The sequence below is a fragment of the uncultured Campylobacter sp. genome (assembly GCF_938017705.1).
Taxonomy (GTDB): domain Bacteria; phylum Campylobacterota; class Campylobacteria; order Campylobacterales; family Campylobacteraceae; genus Campylobacter_B.
On the sequence record NZ_CALIIS010000210.1, the window covers coordinates 1 to 15,463 of the forward strand.

A 15,463-nucleotide genomic window follows, 5' to 3' on the forward strand; every position below is an offset into this window, starting at 1 on the left:
GTGCAGCTTAGCTGGATACAGTTTGGCCCATGGGCTTGCCCAGATGAAAAAGGTTTCGGAGTAGGTTCGTTGTTTAACGTAAATGCAAGCTTCCGCTACGGCATCTCGGTAAACCCTAAAACGGGCAAACGCTATATGAACGAGCTAGCCGACCGCCGCACTAGGGCTCAGGCGATGTTTAGGGTCATCGGTACCGACGGCAACTATCCGATAAATTTCTGCGACGCAAACGGCGTAAAAGCCCTACTTCCCGAGCAGCTCGAAAAGCCTTTAAATTCGGGAATTTTAAAAAAATTTGATAGCATCGATGAAATTGCGGCATTTTATAAAATTCCAGCCGATGAGCTAAAAAAGACCGTCGAGCGCTATAACGGCTTCGTAAAAGCAGGCAAAGATGATGACTTTGGCAAGCCTTTAGATAAAACTACTACTGACGGCTATGACGTTTCTAAACCGCCTTTTTACGCTATACGCGGCACGCCGAAGCTCCACCACACGATGGGCGGTATCGACATCAATACCAAAGCCCAGGTCATCTCGCTAAAAACCGAGATGCCGATCCCAAGATTATTTGCCGCAGGCGAGATCACAGGCGGCGTACACGGAGCTAGCCGCTTAGGTAGCGTGGCAATTGCAGACTGCTTAACGTTTGGTATGATAGCCGGTGAGAATATAGGCTAATTTACGGCGTCTTTTGAGCGTCTTTAAATGAGCTATAAAATTTCGGTCGGCGATAGGCTATATGCCTTATCTTGACCGAAATTTTCGTCGCAACATTCAAATCTGCCTCGAAATACTTGCAAATCTTATTTCGTATCGCAGGTCAAATTTAAGACTAAATTCGAGAATTCAGCCTGCAATGCTTTTTAAATTTAAAGCCGAATTTGCAGTTAAATTTGTAAATTTGACATCCGAAAGGAATTCGCATGAAACATAAAGCGTTTCTCGCCTTGTGCGCGTCTATGCTATTATGCTCTTTTGCATTTAGCGCAGGTGCACCAAGCGCAAAGATAACGTCTTTAGTAGATCTTAACGTCACCGACGAGCTGCGAGCCAAACACCCTTTAAAGCCTCATCACGAAAAGCTAAGCTTCACCTGTCTTGATTGTCACGAAGGACAAGGAAACGACGCTAGTAAATTTAAATCCATAGGCGATAAGGGCTGTATATCCTGTCACGGCGACAAGAAAAAGATAGCTAAAAGACTAGAATACATGGATCTGCTAAAAGCAAATCCTCACAACTCGGTTCACGACGGCCCTACGCTATACTGCGACGAGTGCCACAACGAGCATAAAAAATCAACCAATATGTGCACGGAGTGCCACGAACACGAAGTTCCGCAATGGATGGGGGTAACGCCATGAAAATTTCAAAGAAAGTACTAGCGCTTATTATATTAGTAAGCGGCATTATAGGGTTTTTAGTCGTACTACCCGTGCATTACGCCCTAGAAGAAACTAGCGGAGAGAAGTTTTGCGTAGTATGCCACGAGATGGATCCTATGGTTATAGCTTATAGTAACGACGTACATAGCGGCAAAGGTAAAAGCGGAGTAAGGGCTAAATGCGTAGACTGCCACATACCTCACGACAACCTAGCCAAATACGTCCTAGTTAAAGCTAAAAACGGAATAATGGAGGGATATATTCATTTCTTTAAAGACCCGGAGGCTATAGACTGGCATAAAAATAGAGAGAAAAGAGAGCACTTCGTATTTGATAACGGTTGCGTTAGTTGCCATACGAATTTGGTGGATAATAAGCTAACCTCAGCCCAGGCTCAAAAGATGCACGCTCACTATCAAAGCTTGCTAAATACCGATAAGCAACTAACCTGCGCTAGCTGTCACGCCGAGGTAGGCCACAGCGGGCTAAACAATATGCTAAACTACTGGAAGCCTGAATACAAAATCTACGAAAAGAAAGCCGCAATCAAAAAAGAAGAGATCAAGAAGGCATATTTCGGGGAGGATTATGTGGGGCCGAAAGTAGAAAATAAAGAAGGCAATGCCACCAAAAAGTAGGCTAAAATGAAGAAAATTTTGCTCGTTAGCGACGACGTGGAGATGCAACTAAAGCTCAACGCCGCGCTTTAGCAAGGATCCGGTAAATTTTAAGTCAGTAAAATTTCGCGCGATAACGGGAGTTTATCTCCCGTTACGATCTTCGTAAACAGACTATCTCTACGCTTTATTAGAATTACTCGAGAATAAATTTAAACCAAAAGCTCGCATCTACTCAGCTCAAAACATAAAATTTAAAATAAGCCGTTTTCGATATAATTTTCAAAAATTTCGGAGCGGAAAATGGGTAGAAAAGAGCTTCTGGGCGGCGCAAAACGTATCGTCGTAAAAATCGGTACCTCAACGCTTACTAATGCGGACGGTTCGTTAAATGAGCGGCTCATCAAAAGTCTAGTCGCGCAAATTTGCAAGCTAAAAGATGCGGGCTTTTGCGTGGCTTTGGTAAGCTCGGGCGCGGTGGGCGCGGGTATGGGGCTGCTAGGCATCGCGCAAAGACCTAAAATTTTAAGCCGCAAGCAGGCTCTGGCGGCGGTCGGGCAGGTCGCGCTGATGCATCTTTACGAGCGGCTGTTTTGGGCGCATGACCGCATTATCGCGCAGCTGCTGCTAAGCCGCGGTGATTTTAGCGACAGGGCGCGCTATCTTAGCGTGCGAAATGTCTGCGCGGAGCTGCTCTCGCGCGGCATCGTACCGATCATAAACGAAAACGATCCCGTCGTAGCAGATGAACTCAAAGTGGGCGATAACGACACGCTAAGCGCGCTAGTAGCGGGGCTAATCGATGCTGATCTGCTCGTGATTTTAAGCGATATCGACGGGCTGTACGACAAAAATCCGAGCGAGCATGCGGACGCAAAACTTTTAAGCTTTATTGAAAAAATCGACGAGCGCGTCGTCAAAATGGCAGGCGGCGAGGGCAGTAAATTCGGCACGGGCGGCATGGCGACCAAGATCGCGGCGGCGCAAATGGCAAATCAGATCGGCACGAGTCTGATCATCGCAAACGGGCGTACGGACGGAATTTTGCTTAAAATAGCGGCGGGCGACGAGGTCGGCACCCTCTTTAGCGCGGGCGCGGCGCGGCTTAGCTCGCGTAAATACTGGCTCGCATACGGCGCGATTAGCAAAGGCGCGGTGATTATCGACGCGGGTGCGGCAGAGGCGATAAAATCGGGCAAAAGCCTGCTTGCGGTCGGGATTGCCGAGGTGCGCGGCGAGTTTGAGCGCGGCGAGATCGTAAACGTCTACGCGACCGACGGCAAGCTGCTGGCGCACGGCATTAGCAACTATTCAAGCTGCGAGCTTGAGCGCATAGCGGGCGCAAAAAGCGATGAGATAGAGCATGCTTTAGGCTACAAAAGCGACGATGACGCGATCCACGCGGATAATATCGCGCTGCAATGAAATTTTAGCCGTGTTCGCGCGTTTAAATTTTAAACAGAGGGCGAAGATGAAAAAGATTATATTTTTTGCGCTACTTTTGGCGGGCGCGGCGTGGACGGCAAAATTTGACGAACCGGACGCCGATAAAAACGGCGAGCTAGACGTTTTTGAACTGTGCGGATAGGAGCCGACGGATTACGTAAAAGCGCTATGCGCGAATTGAAATGAGAAGGTTGGGCGTAATGCCTGGCGAGTAAGCGAAATTTTGACGCAAGAAAATCCGAAATAAAATGGCCCAAAGCGCGCTAAATTTAAGCCGTCGTGCGCGGATAAAAATAAGACGCACTGGAATTTTAGACGCGATAGAAGCGACGCTCGCGGCATTTTTATACGCAGCATGCGATTTGATTTATAGATTAAGGAGCGAAAATGAACGAAATTTTAGAGATCTGTAAGCGCGCAAAGGCCGCTTGCGGCGAGCTTTTGAGACTTGATAGCAGGGCTAAATTTGAAATTTTAAACGCTGTGGCGGACGAGCTGCTCGCGCAAAAGGACGCGATAAAAGAGGCAAACGCCAAAGACCTTGCAAGCGGCGAGAAATCGGGCCTTAGCGCGGCATTGCTAGACCGCCTAAGGCTAACGGGCGCCCGTATCGAGGCGATGGCGCAGGGCGTGCGCGAGGTGGCGGGCTTCGCCGAAGTCGTGGGCGAGAATCTAGGCGGCTGGAGCCATCCAAACGGCATGCAAATCAGCCGCGTGCGCGTGCCGCTGGGGGTGCTTGGTATCATCTATGAGAGCCGTCCAAACGTCAGCATCGACGCGGCGGCTCTGGCGCTAAAAAGCGGCAATGCAGCGATCCTGCGAGGCAGTGCTAGTGCGCTAAATTCAAACATTTTTTTAGTAAATTTATTTAACGAAGCCGGGGCGAAATTTGGCTTACCAGCAGGCGCGGTGCAGCTCGTGGAGAGCGCCGAACGCGAAGTCGTAGCGCACATGGCGAAAATGAGTGAGTATATCGACGTTTTGATACCGCGAGGCGGCAAAAATTTAAAAGATTTTATTGCGCAAAACGCGACCGTGCCGATCATCATGACGGGCGCCGGAGTATGTCATATCTTCGTCGATGAGAGCGCAAATTTGGACGAGGCTGCGAAGATAATCAAAAACGCCAAAACCCAGCGCCCAAGCGTCTGCAACGCCGTAGAGTGCGTGCTTTTGCATGAGCGCGTGGTAGGCGAAATTTTACCGGGGCTTGTGCGCGAGATGCCGGAGGTCGAGTTTCGCGTGAGCTCGGAGCTTCTGGGCGCGTGCGAGTCGGAGCTGCGAGGCACTAAAAACGTCGAACTTGCAGGCGAGAGCGACTTTGGCGCCGAGTTTTTGGATCTCGTTTTGGCCGTACGCGCCGTGCGGGACGTAAGCGAGGCGATTGGCTTTATAAACGCGCATTCCAGCGGGCATTCGGACGCGATTTTGAGTGAAAACTACGCAAACATCGAGCGGTTTTTAAACGAAGTCGGCAGCGCGGTCGTCTACGCCAACGCCTCGACGCGCTTTAGCGACGGCAGCGAGTTTGGATTCGGCGGCGAGATCGGCATCAGCACGCAAAAGCTGCACGCCAGAGGGCCGATGGGGGTGAGAGAGCTCACGACCTATAAATACGTCGTCCGCGGAGGCGGGCAAATTCGTTAGCGGCTCGTCTTTTTCTAAAAGGCTTATCTTGCGAGCGCTTTTGAGAGAAATTTTGCTTCTCTTGCGCTCGCAACTGCAAGCAGAAGTCTAGCTTGCGCAAAATTTTAGCCGCGCAACCCCAAAAATCGCCTCGAAATACTTGCAAATTTTATTTCGTATCGCAGGCTAAATTTAACCTGCGATACTTTTACCTAATAAACTTGAAATTTTATAAATCACCTCTGTCAAAATTTTAAAAATATATGACGCTAAAGTTTTGTCATGCAGGCGAAATTTTGTATCACGTCTTACTAAAATTTAGAATTTTTAATAAAAATTATATATTCCGCACGATATAATCGCGCATCTGCTCGCAGCGCGAGCGATAGCTAAATTTCAAGGAGATGTAATGAAAATATTTAAAGCCCTGCTCGCAACAGCGCTGATCACCGCTACCATAAGCGCTAAGACGCTCAAAGAGGGCACGCTCGTAATAGCCACGGAGGGGACTTACTCACCGTATTCTTTCTATGACGAGAAAAATAATCTTACCGGCTTTGATGTCGATATCGCTCGCGCACTAGCAAAAGAGCTAGGGCTAAAGGCGGAATTTTTAACCGCGCCGTGGGATGCGATGCTCGCGGCATTTGACGCAGGCAAAGCGGACATAGCGATGAATCAAGTAAGCATCACGCAGGAGCGCAAGAAAAAATATAATTTTAGCGAGCCTTATACCGTGGCTTATGCTGCGCTAGTAGTGCGAGCTGATAACGAGGAGATTAAGAGTTTTGCGGATCTTAAAGGCAAAAAAAGCGTCCACTCCGCTACCAGTAACTGGGCAGACATGGCGCGTAGCTATGGCGCTGAGATCGTCACAGCAGACGGATTTAGCAAGGGTGTGGAGCTTATCATAGCTCGTCGCGCAGACGCTACGATCAACGATAACATCACATTTTTCGACTATATGAAGCAGCGCCCGAACGCCCCGCTAAAGATCGCAGCTCAAGGCAATGAGCCGATCTATTCCGCCGTGCTGCTTAAAAAGGACGACGAGCTGACGGCGCAGATAAATTCCGCGCTAAAATCGCTAAAGCAAAAAGGCGTGCTGAAAGAAATTTCACTTAAATATTTTGGCAAAGATATTACGGAATAAATTCTACGACCGCTTAGTTGAAGCGTGGAATTTTAAACTTAGCTGAGCGGAATTTTGCATTTTAAATTTCGCTCATAAAATTTTGGAGGAATTATGAAAAATTTAATAAAAACTTTGCTTGCGTGCGCGCTTTTAATATGCGGCGCGAACTCTAAAACACTACGCGAAGGTACGCTTAAAGTAGCTACGGAAGGCACCTTTTCGCCATTTTCGTATTATAACGACAAAAATGAGCTCGTAGGATACGACGTAGATGTCGCACGCGCAGTCGCCGAAAAGCTTGGTCTAAAAATAGAATTTCTAACTGCGCCTTGGGATGCGATGCTTGCAGCATTTGATGCAGGCAAAGCAGACGCTGTGTTTAATCAAGTAAGTATCACTGATGAGCGCAAGAAAAAATATGAGTATTCTGTGCCCTACACCGTCGTTTACGGAGCTATCATCGTGCATAAAGATAACAACGACATTAAAAGCTTCGAGGATTTAAAAGGCAAGAAAAATGCAGACTCCGCTACCAGCAACTGGGCACAAGTCGCTAAAAAATACGGCGCGCAAAACGTAACCGTCGATAGTTTCGCCAAAAGTATGGAGCTGCTGATCGCCCGCCGCGTAGATACCGTCGTGCGCGATAATACCGTATTTTACGACTTTTTAAAGCAGCGCCCGAACGCTCCGATTAAAATCGCTGCAAAGCTAAAAGACGTCGATTATAGCGCTGCAATCGTGCAAAAGGGTAATAAAGAGCTCGCAGATCAAATCAGCAGAGCTTTAAACGAACTCAAAGCCGAGGGCAAGCTAAAAGAAATTTCGCTTAAATATTTCGGCAAAGATGTGAGTGAATGAACGAAACAAGCAGAATTCTAGAGCTTGTTAGCAGCTCGCTAGAGCCGATGGCACTAGCCCTGCTGCAAGTTACGATCCCGCTTACGATAATCTCATTTCTGCTCGGGCTCGTGCTTGCGGTGCTGACGGCGGTCGCACGCATCGCAAATTTTAAAATTTTAAAGCAGCTAAGCGAAATTTATATTTGGATTTTTCGCGGCACTCCGCTTTTGGTGCAGCTTTTTATCGTCTATTTCGGGCTTCCAATCGTTGGGATCACACTTGATGTTTGGGCTGCTGCGATCATTACCTTTAGCCTCAATATCGGCGCTTACGCTTCAGAGGCGGTGCGAGCTGCGATCCTATCAGTGCCAAAGGGGCAATGGGAGGCGGCTACCTCGCTAGGCATGAGCTATGCTCAAATCCTGCGCCGCATTATCGCTCCGCAAGCCGCTCGCATATCGCTGCCGCCGCTATCAAATATATTTATTTCTACACTTAAAGACACTTCGCTCGTAGCCTCGATTACGATGGTCGATATGTTTATGGTCGCTCAACGTATCGCCGCACGGGCATTCGATCCGCTTACGCTATACGTGCTGGCGGCGCTATTTTATCTAGCAGTCTGCACCCTTCTTACGTTCTTACAATCCAAGCTAGAGCGACGATTTTCAAGGTTCGTGTGATGATAAAATTTACGAACTTAACTAAGCGCTTCGGCGATCACGTCGTGCTAAATGGGCTAAGCTTAGAATTTCGCGACGGGCAAACGACAGTGATTTTAGGAAGCTCCGGCTCCGGCAAATCTACGATGCTGCGCTGCATAAATCTGCTCGAAATTCCAAGCGGCGGCGAGCTACAGCTAGGCGAGTTTAAGATAAATTTCGATGCTCCGCATAAAACAAGCGAATATCATCCATTCCGCGCGCATACGGGCATGGTTTTTCAAAGCTTCAATCTCTTTCCGCACCTCAACGTCTTGCAAAACGTTATCGAAGCGCCCATACACGTGCTAAAGCAGCCACGCGAGCTTGCCGAGGCAAATGCAATGGTATTGCTAAAAAAAGTCGGCATGGCGGATAAAGCTGGCGCGTATCCGGCTCGCCTCTCCGGCGGTCAGAGCCAGCGCGTGGCGATCGCGCGAGCGCTTGCGATGCAGCCTGAGTTTTTGCTGCTGGATGAGCCTACGAGTGCGCTTGATCCCGAGCTTGAGGCGCAGGTGCTAAAGACTATAGCCGAGCTTGCCGCAGAGGATCGCTCGCTTATCATCGTCACGCACAATATGGGCTTTGCACGCAAGATCGCAGATAGAATTTTATTCTTAGACGGCGGAGTTATCGCATTCGACGGCGACGCAGAGGAATTCTTCGGTAGCGGCGACGAGCGCATAGCTAAATTTATCGGAGCGATGAGCTTTTAAATCCATTAAATTTTAAGGAGAAAAGATGAAAATAGATACCCTAATCGTAAAGGGCATAGAGGCCAAGTCCAACCCCCACAATGCGGTGATTCCGCCGATATATCTAGCCAGCACCTTCGTGCAAGAAAGCCTGGATGATTTCGGCAAATACGCCTATTCGCGCGGCGCAAATCCTACGCGCAACGCCTTCGAGGAACTTTTCGCAAAATTTGAAGGCAGCAAATACGCCTTCGCGCTAGCCTCGGGAATGGCGGCTACGAGCGCTGCGTTTTCGCTGCTTAAAAGCGGCGATCGCGTGCTGCTAAATAACAACGTCTACGGCGGTACCTATCGCTACGTAAGCGGGATTTTTAAAAATCAAGGGATCAATTACGACTTGGTGGACGATCTAAATTTGATGACCGAAATTCCAAGCGACGTTAAAATGGTCTTCATCGAAACGCCCTCAAATCCGCTTTTGCGCGTAACCGACATTGAGCGCATCAGCGAGCTCGCGCATAAAAACGGTGCGCTTGTGGTGATGGATAATACCTTTTTGACCCCATATTATCAGCGCCCGCTAGAGCACGGCGCAGACGTCGTGGTTTATAGCGCAACCAAATACATAGGCGGGCATGCCGATCTGATCGCCGGCATCGTTACGACGAACGACGATGAGCTTGCCGCAAGAATTCAGTTTATGAAAAACACTCTGGGCGCGACGCTATCGCCTACCGACGCGTATTCTCTAATACGTGGGCTTAAAACGCTAAGCGTGCGCTTCGACCGCCAGAGCGAAAATACGCTAAAGATAATAGAATTTTTACGCGGCAATCCTGCGGTAGAGGCAGTAAATTTCGCGGGCTCGCATTCAGCTAACGAAAAAGAGATACAAGATCGCCAAGCCAGCGGCATCGGAGCGGTTATCTCACTGGTGCTTAAGCCGCAATACGACTATAAAACTTTTGCGCGCAGCCTTGAGCTATTCGATCTGGCGGTTAGTCTGGGCGGCGTAGAGAGCCTGATCTGCCATCCTGCGTCGATGACGCACGAGAGCTATCCGCGCGAGCTGCAAGAGCGCATCGGCATCAGTCAAAATTTGCTGCGCCTAGCCATAGGCATCGAAAACGCGGACGATCTCATAGCGGACCTTGCCGCCGCGCTAGAAAAATCTAAAAAATAGGCGGCGCGGAGAATTTACGTAAGCTTGTAGAATTTTATACAGGCTTGTAAAATTTACGCGGGCTCGCAGAATTCATACCAAAATTTCGTCCAAAATCCTTATAGCTTCGCTGTGAGGCTATAAGGGCGCTCATCTTTACGAGCCGCCGGTTTAAAAAGGCCCGCCGATCATTTCATTTTCTAAAAATTCCTTTTCGCAAAACCTATGTCTATTTTCTCGCGGGCTAAATTTTGTATGAATTTTCACTCGTTAAATTTCACGAGGGACGCGGCTTTGCGTAAAATTTAAATTTAAAAATTCTGCCACTACGGCGTTGAAATGAAATTTTAATTTATACGCACGGCAAGATTTATCCAGACCTCTTGTTAAAACACATCGTTTAAATTTAATTTGGATAAATCTATCTAACCGCCGTTTGATATTGCCGAGTGGGGAGCTTAAATTTAATCAAAATTTTAAAGACGGCGGCGGATCTGTGCCCCACCGCGCCAGCTATTTGCAATCGCTCGGTTTAAAATTTGATGAGCCAAATTTTAAACTGGACAAATTTAAGCCCCGTCCTGCTCAAAATTTAAAATTTCGCGCCGTTTAAATTTCGCTTAAAATTTTAGCCGCGTTTTAAATTTAGCGTAGCTACTTCAGCTCGCCCCAGCGCTTGGCGATGTTTAGGCTCGTCTTTAAGGGCACGTTCAGGCTCGCCGCACTTTGCATAATCTCTTGCGCGCGCTCGCCGAAGCTCTGCGCCGCCTCGTCCCGCACCTCGAAAATCAGCTCATCGTGGATCTGCAATATCAGCCGCGCTTCGCCACTTAGCAGCGGCGAAATCTCAACCATCGCCTTTTTGATGATGTCGGCGGCGGAGCCTTGAAATTTCGTATTCACCGCCTCGCGCTCGTAACTCGCATAGACCATGTTGTTGCGCGCGTTTGCGAAGTCGAAATAGCGCCTGCGCCCAAAAAGCGTGCTTACGTAGCCGTCCTCTTTCGCGTCTGATTTTATGCTTTGCAAAAAATCCTTGATCGTAGAAAACGCCGCGAAATAGCGCTCGATATAGCCCTTTGCCTCGGCGCGCGCGATGCCCAGGCTATCGCTTAGCTTGCCCGCGCCCATGCCATAGATGAGGCCGAAATTTATGCTCTTTGCGATCGTGCGGTGCGCGGGCTGCGCGTCGCCGAAAATACTGATCGCGGTGCGCGCGTGAATGTCCTCATCCGCCCTAAACGCCGCCAAAAGCGCAGGATCGCGCGAAAAGTGCGCGAGCAGGCGCAGCTCGATCTGCGAGTAATCAAGCGAAATCAGCGAGTAGCCTTCGTCTGCTAGGAAGCAATCCCGCACGTCCTTCGCAAACGTGCCGCGTGCTGGGATATTTTGCAGGTTCGGATTTTTGCTCGCTAGCCGCCCGGTGGCCGTGCCGGTCTGCAAGAAATTCGATCTGACGCGGTTTTGCGGATCGGCCAGAGCAAGCTGTAGCAGCGGCTCGCAGTAGGTGCTTTGCAACTTAAACAGCTCGCGGTAGTCTAGAATTTTACCCACCGCGGGATGTAGCGCCGTAAGATCCTTCAGCACGCTTTCGTCGGTGCTATAGCCCGTCTTCGTGCGCTTCGCCGCAGGTAGCCCAAGCCGCTCGAAAAGCACGGCGCCGAGCTGAGCGGGAGAGTTGATATTAAACTGCTCGCCGCAAAGCTCATAAATTTCATCCGTGAGCGCTCGCAGGGACTTTTCGTTGCGCGCGATAAGGCGCTCTATCATCTCCGCGTCGATCTTGATGCCGCATCTTTGCATCTGCCAAAGCACCCGCACGAACGGGAACTCAAGCTCTTGCGCGAGCTTAAAAAGCGCGGGTTCGAGCAGCTGTTTGAGTTTAAAATACAGCCTCAGCGTCACCCACGCATCCTCGCTCGCATAGATCGTAGCGGCGTCCAGCTCCACGGAGGCGAAGGTCTCGCCCTTTTTGACGACGTCGCCGAAATGAACAGTCTCGTACCCCAGATACCGCGGCGAGATAGAGTCCATCCCCACGGCGTTTGCGGGATCAAGCAGCCAGGCTAGCACCATCGTATCGGCAAAGCGCGCGGGCGGCTCGATATTAAAATTATTTTTCACGATCTCAAAATCGTATTTTAAATTTTGCCCCACGACATATCCACGAAACAGCGAGCCGATCGCTGCCTTTGCGGCGTCCAAAGAAATTTGAGCCAGAGCGCCCAAATAGCTATGCGCGAGCGGGACGTAGTAGGCGCGCTCCTCGTTAAATGCAAACGAAAAGCCCACGATCTTGGCACTTTTGCTGTCAACGCTAGTGGTTTCCGTATCGAAGCTCACTAGGGTATCGGCGCTGACGCCTTCGCACAGCCTCGCAAGCTCCGCTGCATCAGTGATACAAATAGGCTCAAAGGGCGTTTTAAAAGCGCTCTCTGAATTTGGTCCGCCGCAAGCGGAGCCGCCCGGGATAGAATTTTGCCCGTCTAACCCCCCTACCGCAGCGTCCAAAATAGAGCCGCCGCAAGACGGCTCTGCGGCAGAGCCTTTGCCGCCCGCGCCCAAAACGGAGCTTTTTGCGCCCGCGCTCCAAAGATCAAGTCCGTTCTGCTCCTGCAAGCTTAACGCCGAAAGAAGCCTATTTAGCGCGTAGTCTTTTAAAATTTCGCGGATTTTAAAAAGCGGATTTTGCTGCGGAAATTTCGCGTCCTCCAAAGGCGGGATTTCCAGCTCGTCGTAAAGCGTGGCCAGGCGCTTGCTTATGTAGGCGCTCTGCTTCCCTTCTATCAGATATTCGCGCTGTTTGTTTTGCGGCAGGCGGTCTAAATTTGAATAGATCTCATCGAGCGAGCCCCATTCGTCTAAAAGCTTCTTCGCCCCCTTGTCGCCGATGCCCCGCACGCCCGGGATATTATCGGCGCTGTCGCCGCAGATCGCCAAAAAATCCACGATCTGCTCGGGATAGACGCCGTAGCGCTGCAAGCACTCCTCTCTGCCGTAAAGCATCTTTTTGCCGTGGCTGTAAATTTTAACGTTTTCGCCGATGAGCTGATACAGGTCCTTATCGGAGGTAACGATGTTGATTTTATGCGTGGCGCCGTGCTTTTTAACGACGCTTGCGATTAGATCGTCCGCTTCGTAGCCCTCGCGTCCGAGCGAGTAAAGCCCCATCTTTTCGATCATCTCGATGCAGACCGGCAGCTGCTGCAAAAGTGCGGGCGGCGGGGCTTGGCGGTTAGTTTTGTAGTTCGGATCGATATCCGAGCGGAAGGTCTTGCCCTTGCTATCCAGAGCGAAAATTATATAATCGCTCTTAAATTCCTTCGAAAGATTTGCGATGAAGCTCGCAAATCCGCTCACCATGCCGCTGGGTTTGCCGTCTTTTGTTTTAAGCCCGCTCATAGCGTAATAGAGCCTGAAAAAAAAGCCGAACGTGTCGATGATCGTGATGGTCTGCATAATGGTCCTCGGATTTAAAATTTTAACGCGTAGTGTATTAAAATTCGGCTAAATTTACAAATTCCAAATAGGACTTGACCTACCTCATTTCAAAATTTTAAAATTTGCTATATAATCGCGCGAAATTTTAAAAAAGGATCAGGTATGGATTTTTTCACAGACTGGCAGGAGTTTGACGCAGCGGGCGCTACGGTGAAATTTTATAAAAAATCGCAAGACGGCATAGAATACATCGGCTTTGATTCGCGCAAATGCGTCCCACCAGAGCCTATGGTAAATGCGCTGGTGGCGCTAAATTTCGTAAAAGACGAAACCAAAAAGGTCGTCATGGTCAATCATAAATTTCCGATGGGGCTAATCCCGAAGATCGAGTCTAAATTTGACATTGCACGCGAGGATCTGGACGGCGACGCGGTCAAGCTCACCATCAGCCTAAAACCGGGCGCGGTCAATGAGGGCTTCGACACCGACGCGAAGTGCCACGGCTAAAGGGCTTTAAAATTTAGATGAATATCACGACATTTTCGCCGCCGTTTCGCATCGTAGGCGGCTATTTCATCTGCGGGTTTATCTTTTTGCTTCTAAGCGCGGCGAGCTTTTTAAAGGCCGATTTCGGCGCGATCCAAGCGCCGCAGACGGCGAGCTTTTTTCACGTATTTTTGCTCGGATTCGTAATCAGCATAATCATCGGAGCGCTCTATCAGCTTACCTCCGTCATCATCCAAAAGGAATTTTTCACCGTCAAATTTGTGTTTTTAAATCTCTTTGCTTACGCTGCGGGCGTGGCTCTGCTAAGCGCGGGATTGCTGCTTTCAAGCATCCCTTTGATGCACGCAGGCGGCGGCATTTTACTGCTTAGCCTATTTTATTTTACGATCTGCTACGCACTAAGCTTCATCGGCACGCCCAAATGGAGCTTCCCCGCCGTAGCGCTTGCGATCTCGGCTGCGTTTTTAGCCGTAGGGATCAGCCTTGGCTTCGCGCTCGTGCTAGCGCTTAGCGGCGTGGAGATTTTCGGAGTATATTTTTCAGAAATTTTATCATATCACATATACTTCGTGCTGGGCTTCGTGTTTTTCGTCATCGTAGGTGCCGCGTGCGTGCTGCTGCCGATGTTTAGCCTGGCGCACAATCTAAGCTTCGCACTAGCAAAAGCTTCGCTGGCGCTGTATCTGCTCGCGGGGCCGTTTTTGCTAAAAGATTTTGGAATTTTCATCGCCTTTGCCGCGCTTGCGAGCTTTGCGGCTCAGGCGATCTATATCCTGGCTAGGCGCGTGCGAAAAGCGATAGATTATTGGAATTTAAACGTCTACATCTCGCTGGCGGCTTTGGGATTTAGCGCGGCATTTTGGCTCATGGGTCGCGCGGATGCGGCGGCGTTTTGGCTACTATACGGCTTTTTGTTCGCCTTCATCGTCGCGCACCTTTATAAAATCGCGCCTTTTCTCATCTGGTACCACTACGTCTCGCCCTTCGTGGGTAAGCGCAAAATCCCTATGCTAGAGGATATGATAATCAAAAAGATCGCCTACGCAGCCTGCGTGCCGAACGTCTTAGCGCTTGCATGCGCGAGCTTCGGAGCGCTAACGCCCGCGCTGATCTTGCAAGCGGCAAGCATAATTTTGGTGCTAGTAAACATCGTAAATATCTTTAACTACATAAAATTCGGAGAGGAAAAATGAAAGTAACGAAAGAGCAAATTTACGACGCGCTTCGCGCCGTGGTGGACCCCGAGGTGGGGTTTGACGTCGTGTCGCTAGGGCTCATCTACGACGTAGCGGTAGATGAGGCAAACAACGCCAAAGTCACGATGACGCTATCGACTCAGTCGTGCCCGCTGCATGAGATGATGGTGGAATGGGTGCGCGCGGGTGCCGAGAGCGTGGAGGGCGTCGGCGAAGTGGAGATCGATCTCGTCTTTGAGCCGATGTGGAATATCGATATGGCGGAGGATCACGTCAAAGAGGCTCTGGGGCGTTTTTAGAGCTCGCACGAAGGATATTTGCGGATTGCTCAGGACGCCGCACTCGTCGTCGGGCGCTTCTACATATCGCCTCGGTCGTTGAGCGGATTGTCCGACTCTTTTCTGCGAATCGCCCGAAGCGCTGCGTAAAAAGCCAAAGTGCTGTGTGGATCGCCCAGTGCTACACTAAATTCTGAAGCGATGCGTGATCACTGGAATATTGCACGAAATTTCGGAGCGCTGCGCAGATAGCTGGGCATTCTTGCTGCGGCGCGATTTCTCGCCGCCGTTTTAAATTTGAGCGATCTAAAATTTAACTCAATTAAATTTCGCACCGCCGTTTGATTATCGCTTAGTTATAAATTTACACGATCTAAAATTTGACCGCATAACCGCGATTTGGCGAGCGTCATCAAACGATTTGTGTT

The 15,463-nt window shown here is 49.6% G+C and carries 14 protein-coding genes; 13 read left to right on the forward strand and 1 reads right to left on the reverse strand.

Annotation, left to right across the window (positions count from 1 at the left end; genetic code table 11):
• The 10 genes from Q0605_RS09525 to Q0605_RS09570 form a co-directional block, all read left to right on the forward strand.
• Positions 1-681, forward strand: a 681-nt coding sequence (locus Q0605_RS09525) for an FAD-binding protein (protein WP_298706513.1), incomplete at its 5' end; no start/stop codon positions are given.
• A gap of 245 nt (positions 682-926) precedes the next feature.
• On the forward strand, positions 927-1,367 hold the full coding sequence (locus Q0605_RS09530; RefSeq protein ID WP_002952455.1) for a cytochrome c3 family protein: 441 nt from the start codon (positions 927-929) through the stop codon (positions 1,365-1,367).
• On the forward strand, positions 1,364-2,026 hold the full coding sequence (locus Q0605_RS09535; RefSeq protein WP_298706566.1) for a NapC/NirT family cytochrome c: 663 nt from the start codon (positions 1,364-1,366) through the stop codon (positions 2,024-2,026). The genes Q0605_RS09530 and Q0605_RS09535 overlap by 4 nt, the downstream gene beginning before the upstream one ends.
• 282 nt (positions 2,027-2,308) lie before the next feature.
• Positions 2,309-3,430 (forward strand): glutamate 5-kinase, encoded by a 1,122-nt coding sequence (gene proB, locus Q0605_RS09540; protein WP_298706514.1) that lies wholly within the window; start codon positions 2,309-2,311, stop codon positions 3,428-3,430.
• A gap of 408 nt (positions 3,431-3,838) precedes the next feature.
• Positions 3,839-5,098, forward strand: a complete 1,260-nt coding sequence (locus Q0605_RS09545; RefSeq protein ID WP_298706516.1) for a glutamate-5-semialdehyde dehydrogenase — start codon at positions 3,839-3,841, stop codon at positions 5,096-5,098.
• Between the two features lie 388 nt (positions 5,099-5,486).
• A complete protein-coding gene (locus Q0605_RS09550; protein ID WP_297897887.1) occupies positions 5,487-6,230 on the forward strand; it encodes an amino acid ABC transporter substrate-binding protein in 744 nt (247 codons plus the stop codon).
• A 93-nt stretch (positions 6,231-6,323) separates the two neighbouring features.
• On the forward strand, positions 6,324-7,073 hold the full coding sequence (locus Q0605_RS09555) for an amino acid ABC transporter substrate-binding protein (RefSeq protein WP_298706519.1): 750 nt from the start codon (positions 6,324-6,326) through the stop codon (positions 7,071-7,073).
• Positions 7,070-7,738, forward strand: coding sequence for an amino acid ABC transporter permease (locus tag Q0605_RS09560; protein WP_005871287.1), 669 nt, complete (start codon positions 7,070-7,072; stop codon positions 7,736-7,738). The genes Q0605_RS09555 and Q0605_RS09560 overlap by 4 nt, the downstream gene beginning before the upstream one ends.
• Positions 7,738-8,472: an amino acid ABC transporter ATP-binding protein gene (locus Q0605_RS09565; protein WP_298706521.1), complete on the forward strand. Its 735-nt coding sequence runs from the start codon at positions 7,738-7,740 to the stop codon at positions 8,470-8,472. The genes Q0605_RS09560 and Q0605_RS09565 overlap by 1 nt, the downstream gene beginning before the upstream one ends.
• A gap of 25 nt (positions 8,473-8,497) precedes the next feature.
• Positions 8,498-9,634 (forward strand): PLP-dependent aspartate aminotransferase family protein, encoded by a 1,137-nt coding sequence (locus Q0605_RS09570; protein WP_298706523.1) that lies wholly within the window; start codon positions 8,498-8,500, stop codon positions 9,632-9,634.
• A gap of 633 nt (positions 9,635-10,267) precedes the next feature.
• Here Q0605_RS09570 and polA read toward each other — a convergent pair.
• Entirely contained in the window at positions 10,268-13,072 is a 2,805-nt protein-coding gene (polA, locus tag Q0605_RS09575) for a DNA polymerase I (protein ID WP_298706525.1), read from the reverse strand.
• Positions 13,073-13,216: 144 nt separating this feature from the next.
• Here polA and Q0605_RS09580 point away from each other — a divergent pair, with 144 nt between their 5' ends.
• Genes Q0605_RS09580 through Q0605_RS09590 form a run of 3 tightly spaced genes read left to right on the forward strand, consistent with a single transcriptional unit; the run spans position 13,217 to position 15,056 of the window.
• Positions 13,217-13,561, forward strand: a complete 345-nt coding sequence (locus Q0605_RS09580) for a hypothetical protein (protein ID WP_298706527.1) — start codon at positions 13,217-13,219, stop codon at positions 13,559-13,561.
• Between the two features lie 17 nt (positions 13,562-13,578).
• Positions 13,579-14,754 (forward strand): peptidase M50, encoded by a 1,176-nt coding sequence (locus Q0605_RS09585; protein WP_298706530.1) that lies wholly within the window; start codon positions 13,579-13,581, stop codon positions 14,752-14,754.
• Positions 14,751-15,056 (forward strand): metal-sulfur cluster assembly factor, encoded by a 306-nt coding sequence (locus Q0605_RS09590; RefSeq protein ID WP_005871269.1) that lies wholly within the window; start codon positions 14,751-14,753, stop codon positions 15,054-15,056. Before Q0605_RS09585 ends, Q0605_RS09590 begins: the two co-directional genes overlap by 4 nt.
• Positions 15,057-15,463: the final 407 nt, after the last annotated feature.

Bases quoted from the DNA above. Each gene is read 5' to 3' on its own strand.
- Q0605_RS09560 (WP_005871287.1), top strand. From the start codon at position 7,070: ATGAACGAAACAAGCAGAATTCTAGAGCTTGTTAGCAGCTCGCTAGAG.
- Q0605_RS09550 (WP_297897887.1), top strand. From the start codon at position 5,487: ATGAAAATATTTAAAGCCCTGCTCGCAACAGCGCTGATCACCGCTACC.
- Q0605_RS09545 (WP_298706516.1), top strand. From the start codon at position 3,839: ATGAACGAAATTTTAGAGATCTGTAAGCGCGCAAAGGCCGCTTGCGGC.
- Q0605_RS09585 (WP_298706530.1), top strand. From the start codon at position 13,579: ATGAATATCACGACATTTTCGCCGCCGTTTCGCATCGTAGGCGGCTAT.
- proB (WP_298706514.1), top strand. From the start codon at position 2,309: ATGGGTAGAAAAGAGCTTCTGGGCGGCGCAAAACGTATCGTCGTAAAA.
- polA (WP_298706525.1), bottom strand. From the start codon at position 13,072: ATGCAGACCATCACGATCATCGACACGTTCGGCTTTTTTTTCAGGCTC.
- Q0605_RS09555 (WP_298706519.1), top strand. From the start codon at position 6,324: ATGAAAAATTTAATAAAAACTTTGCTTGCGTGCGCGCTTTTAATATGC.
- Q0605_RS09590 (WP_005871269.1), top strand. From the start codon at position 14,751: ATGAAAGTAACGAAAGAGCAAATTTACGACGCGCTTCGCGCCGTGGTG.
- Q0605_RS09530 (WP_002952455.1), top strand. From the start codon at position 927: ATGAAACATAAAGCGTTTCTCGCCTTGTGCGCGTCTATGCTATTATGC.
- Q0605_RS09580 (WP_298706527.1), top strand. From the start codon at position 13,217: ATGGATTTTTTCACAGACTGGCAGGAGTTTGACGCAGCGGGCGCTACG.
- Q0605_RS09535 (WP_298706566.1), top strand. From the start codon at position 1,364: ATGAAAATTTCAAAGAAAGTACTAGCGCTTATTATATTAGTAAGCGGC.
- Q0605_RS09565 (WP_298706521.1), top strand. From the start codon at position 7,738: ATGATAAAATTTACGAACTTAACTAAGCGCTTCGGCGATCACGTCGTG.
- Q0605_RS09570 (WP_298706523.1), top strand. From the start codon at position 8,498: ATGAAAATAGATACCCTAATCGTAAAGGGCATAGAGGCCAAGTCCAAC.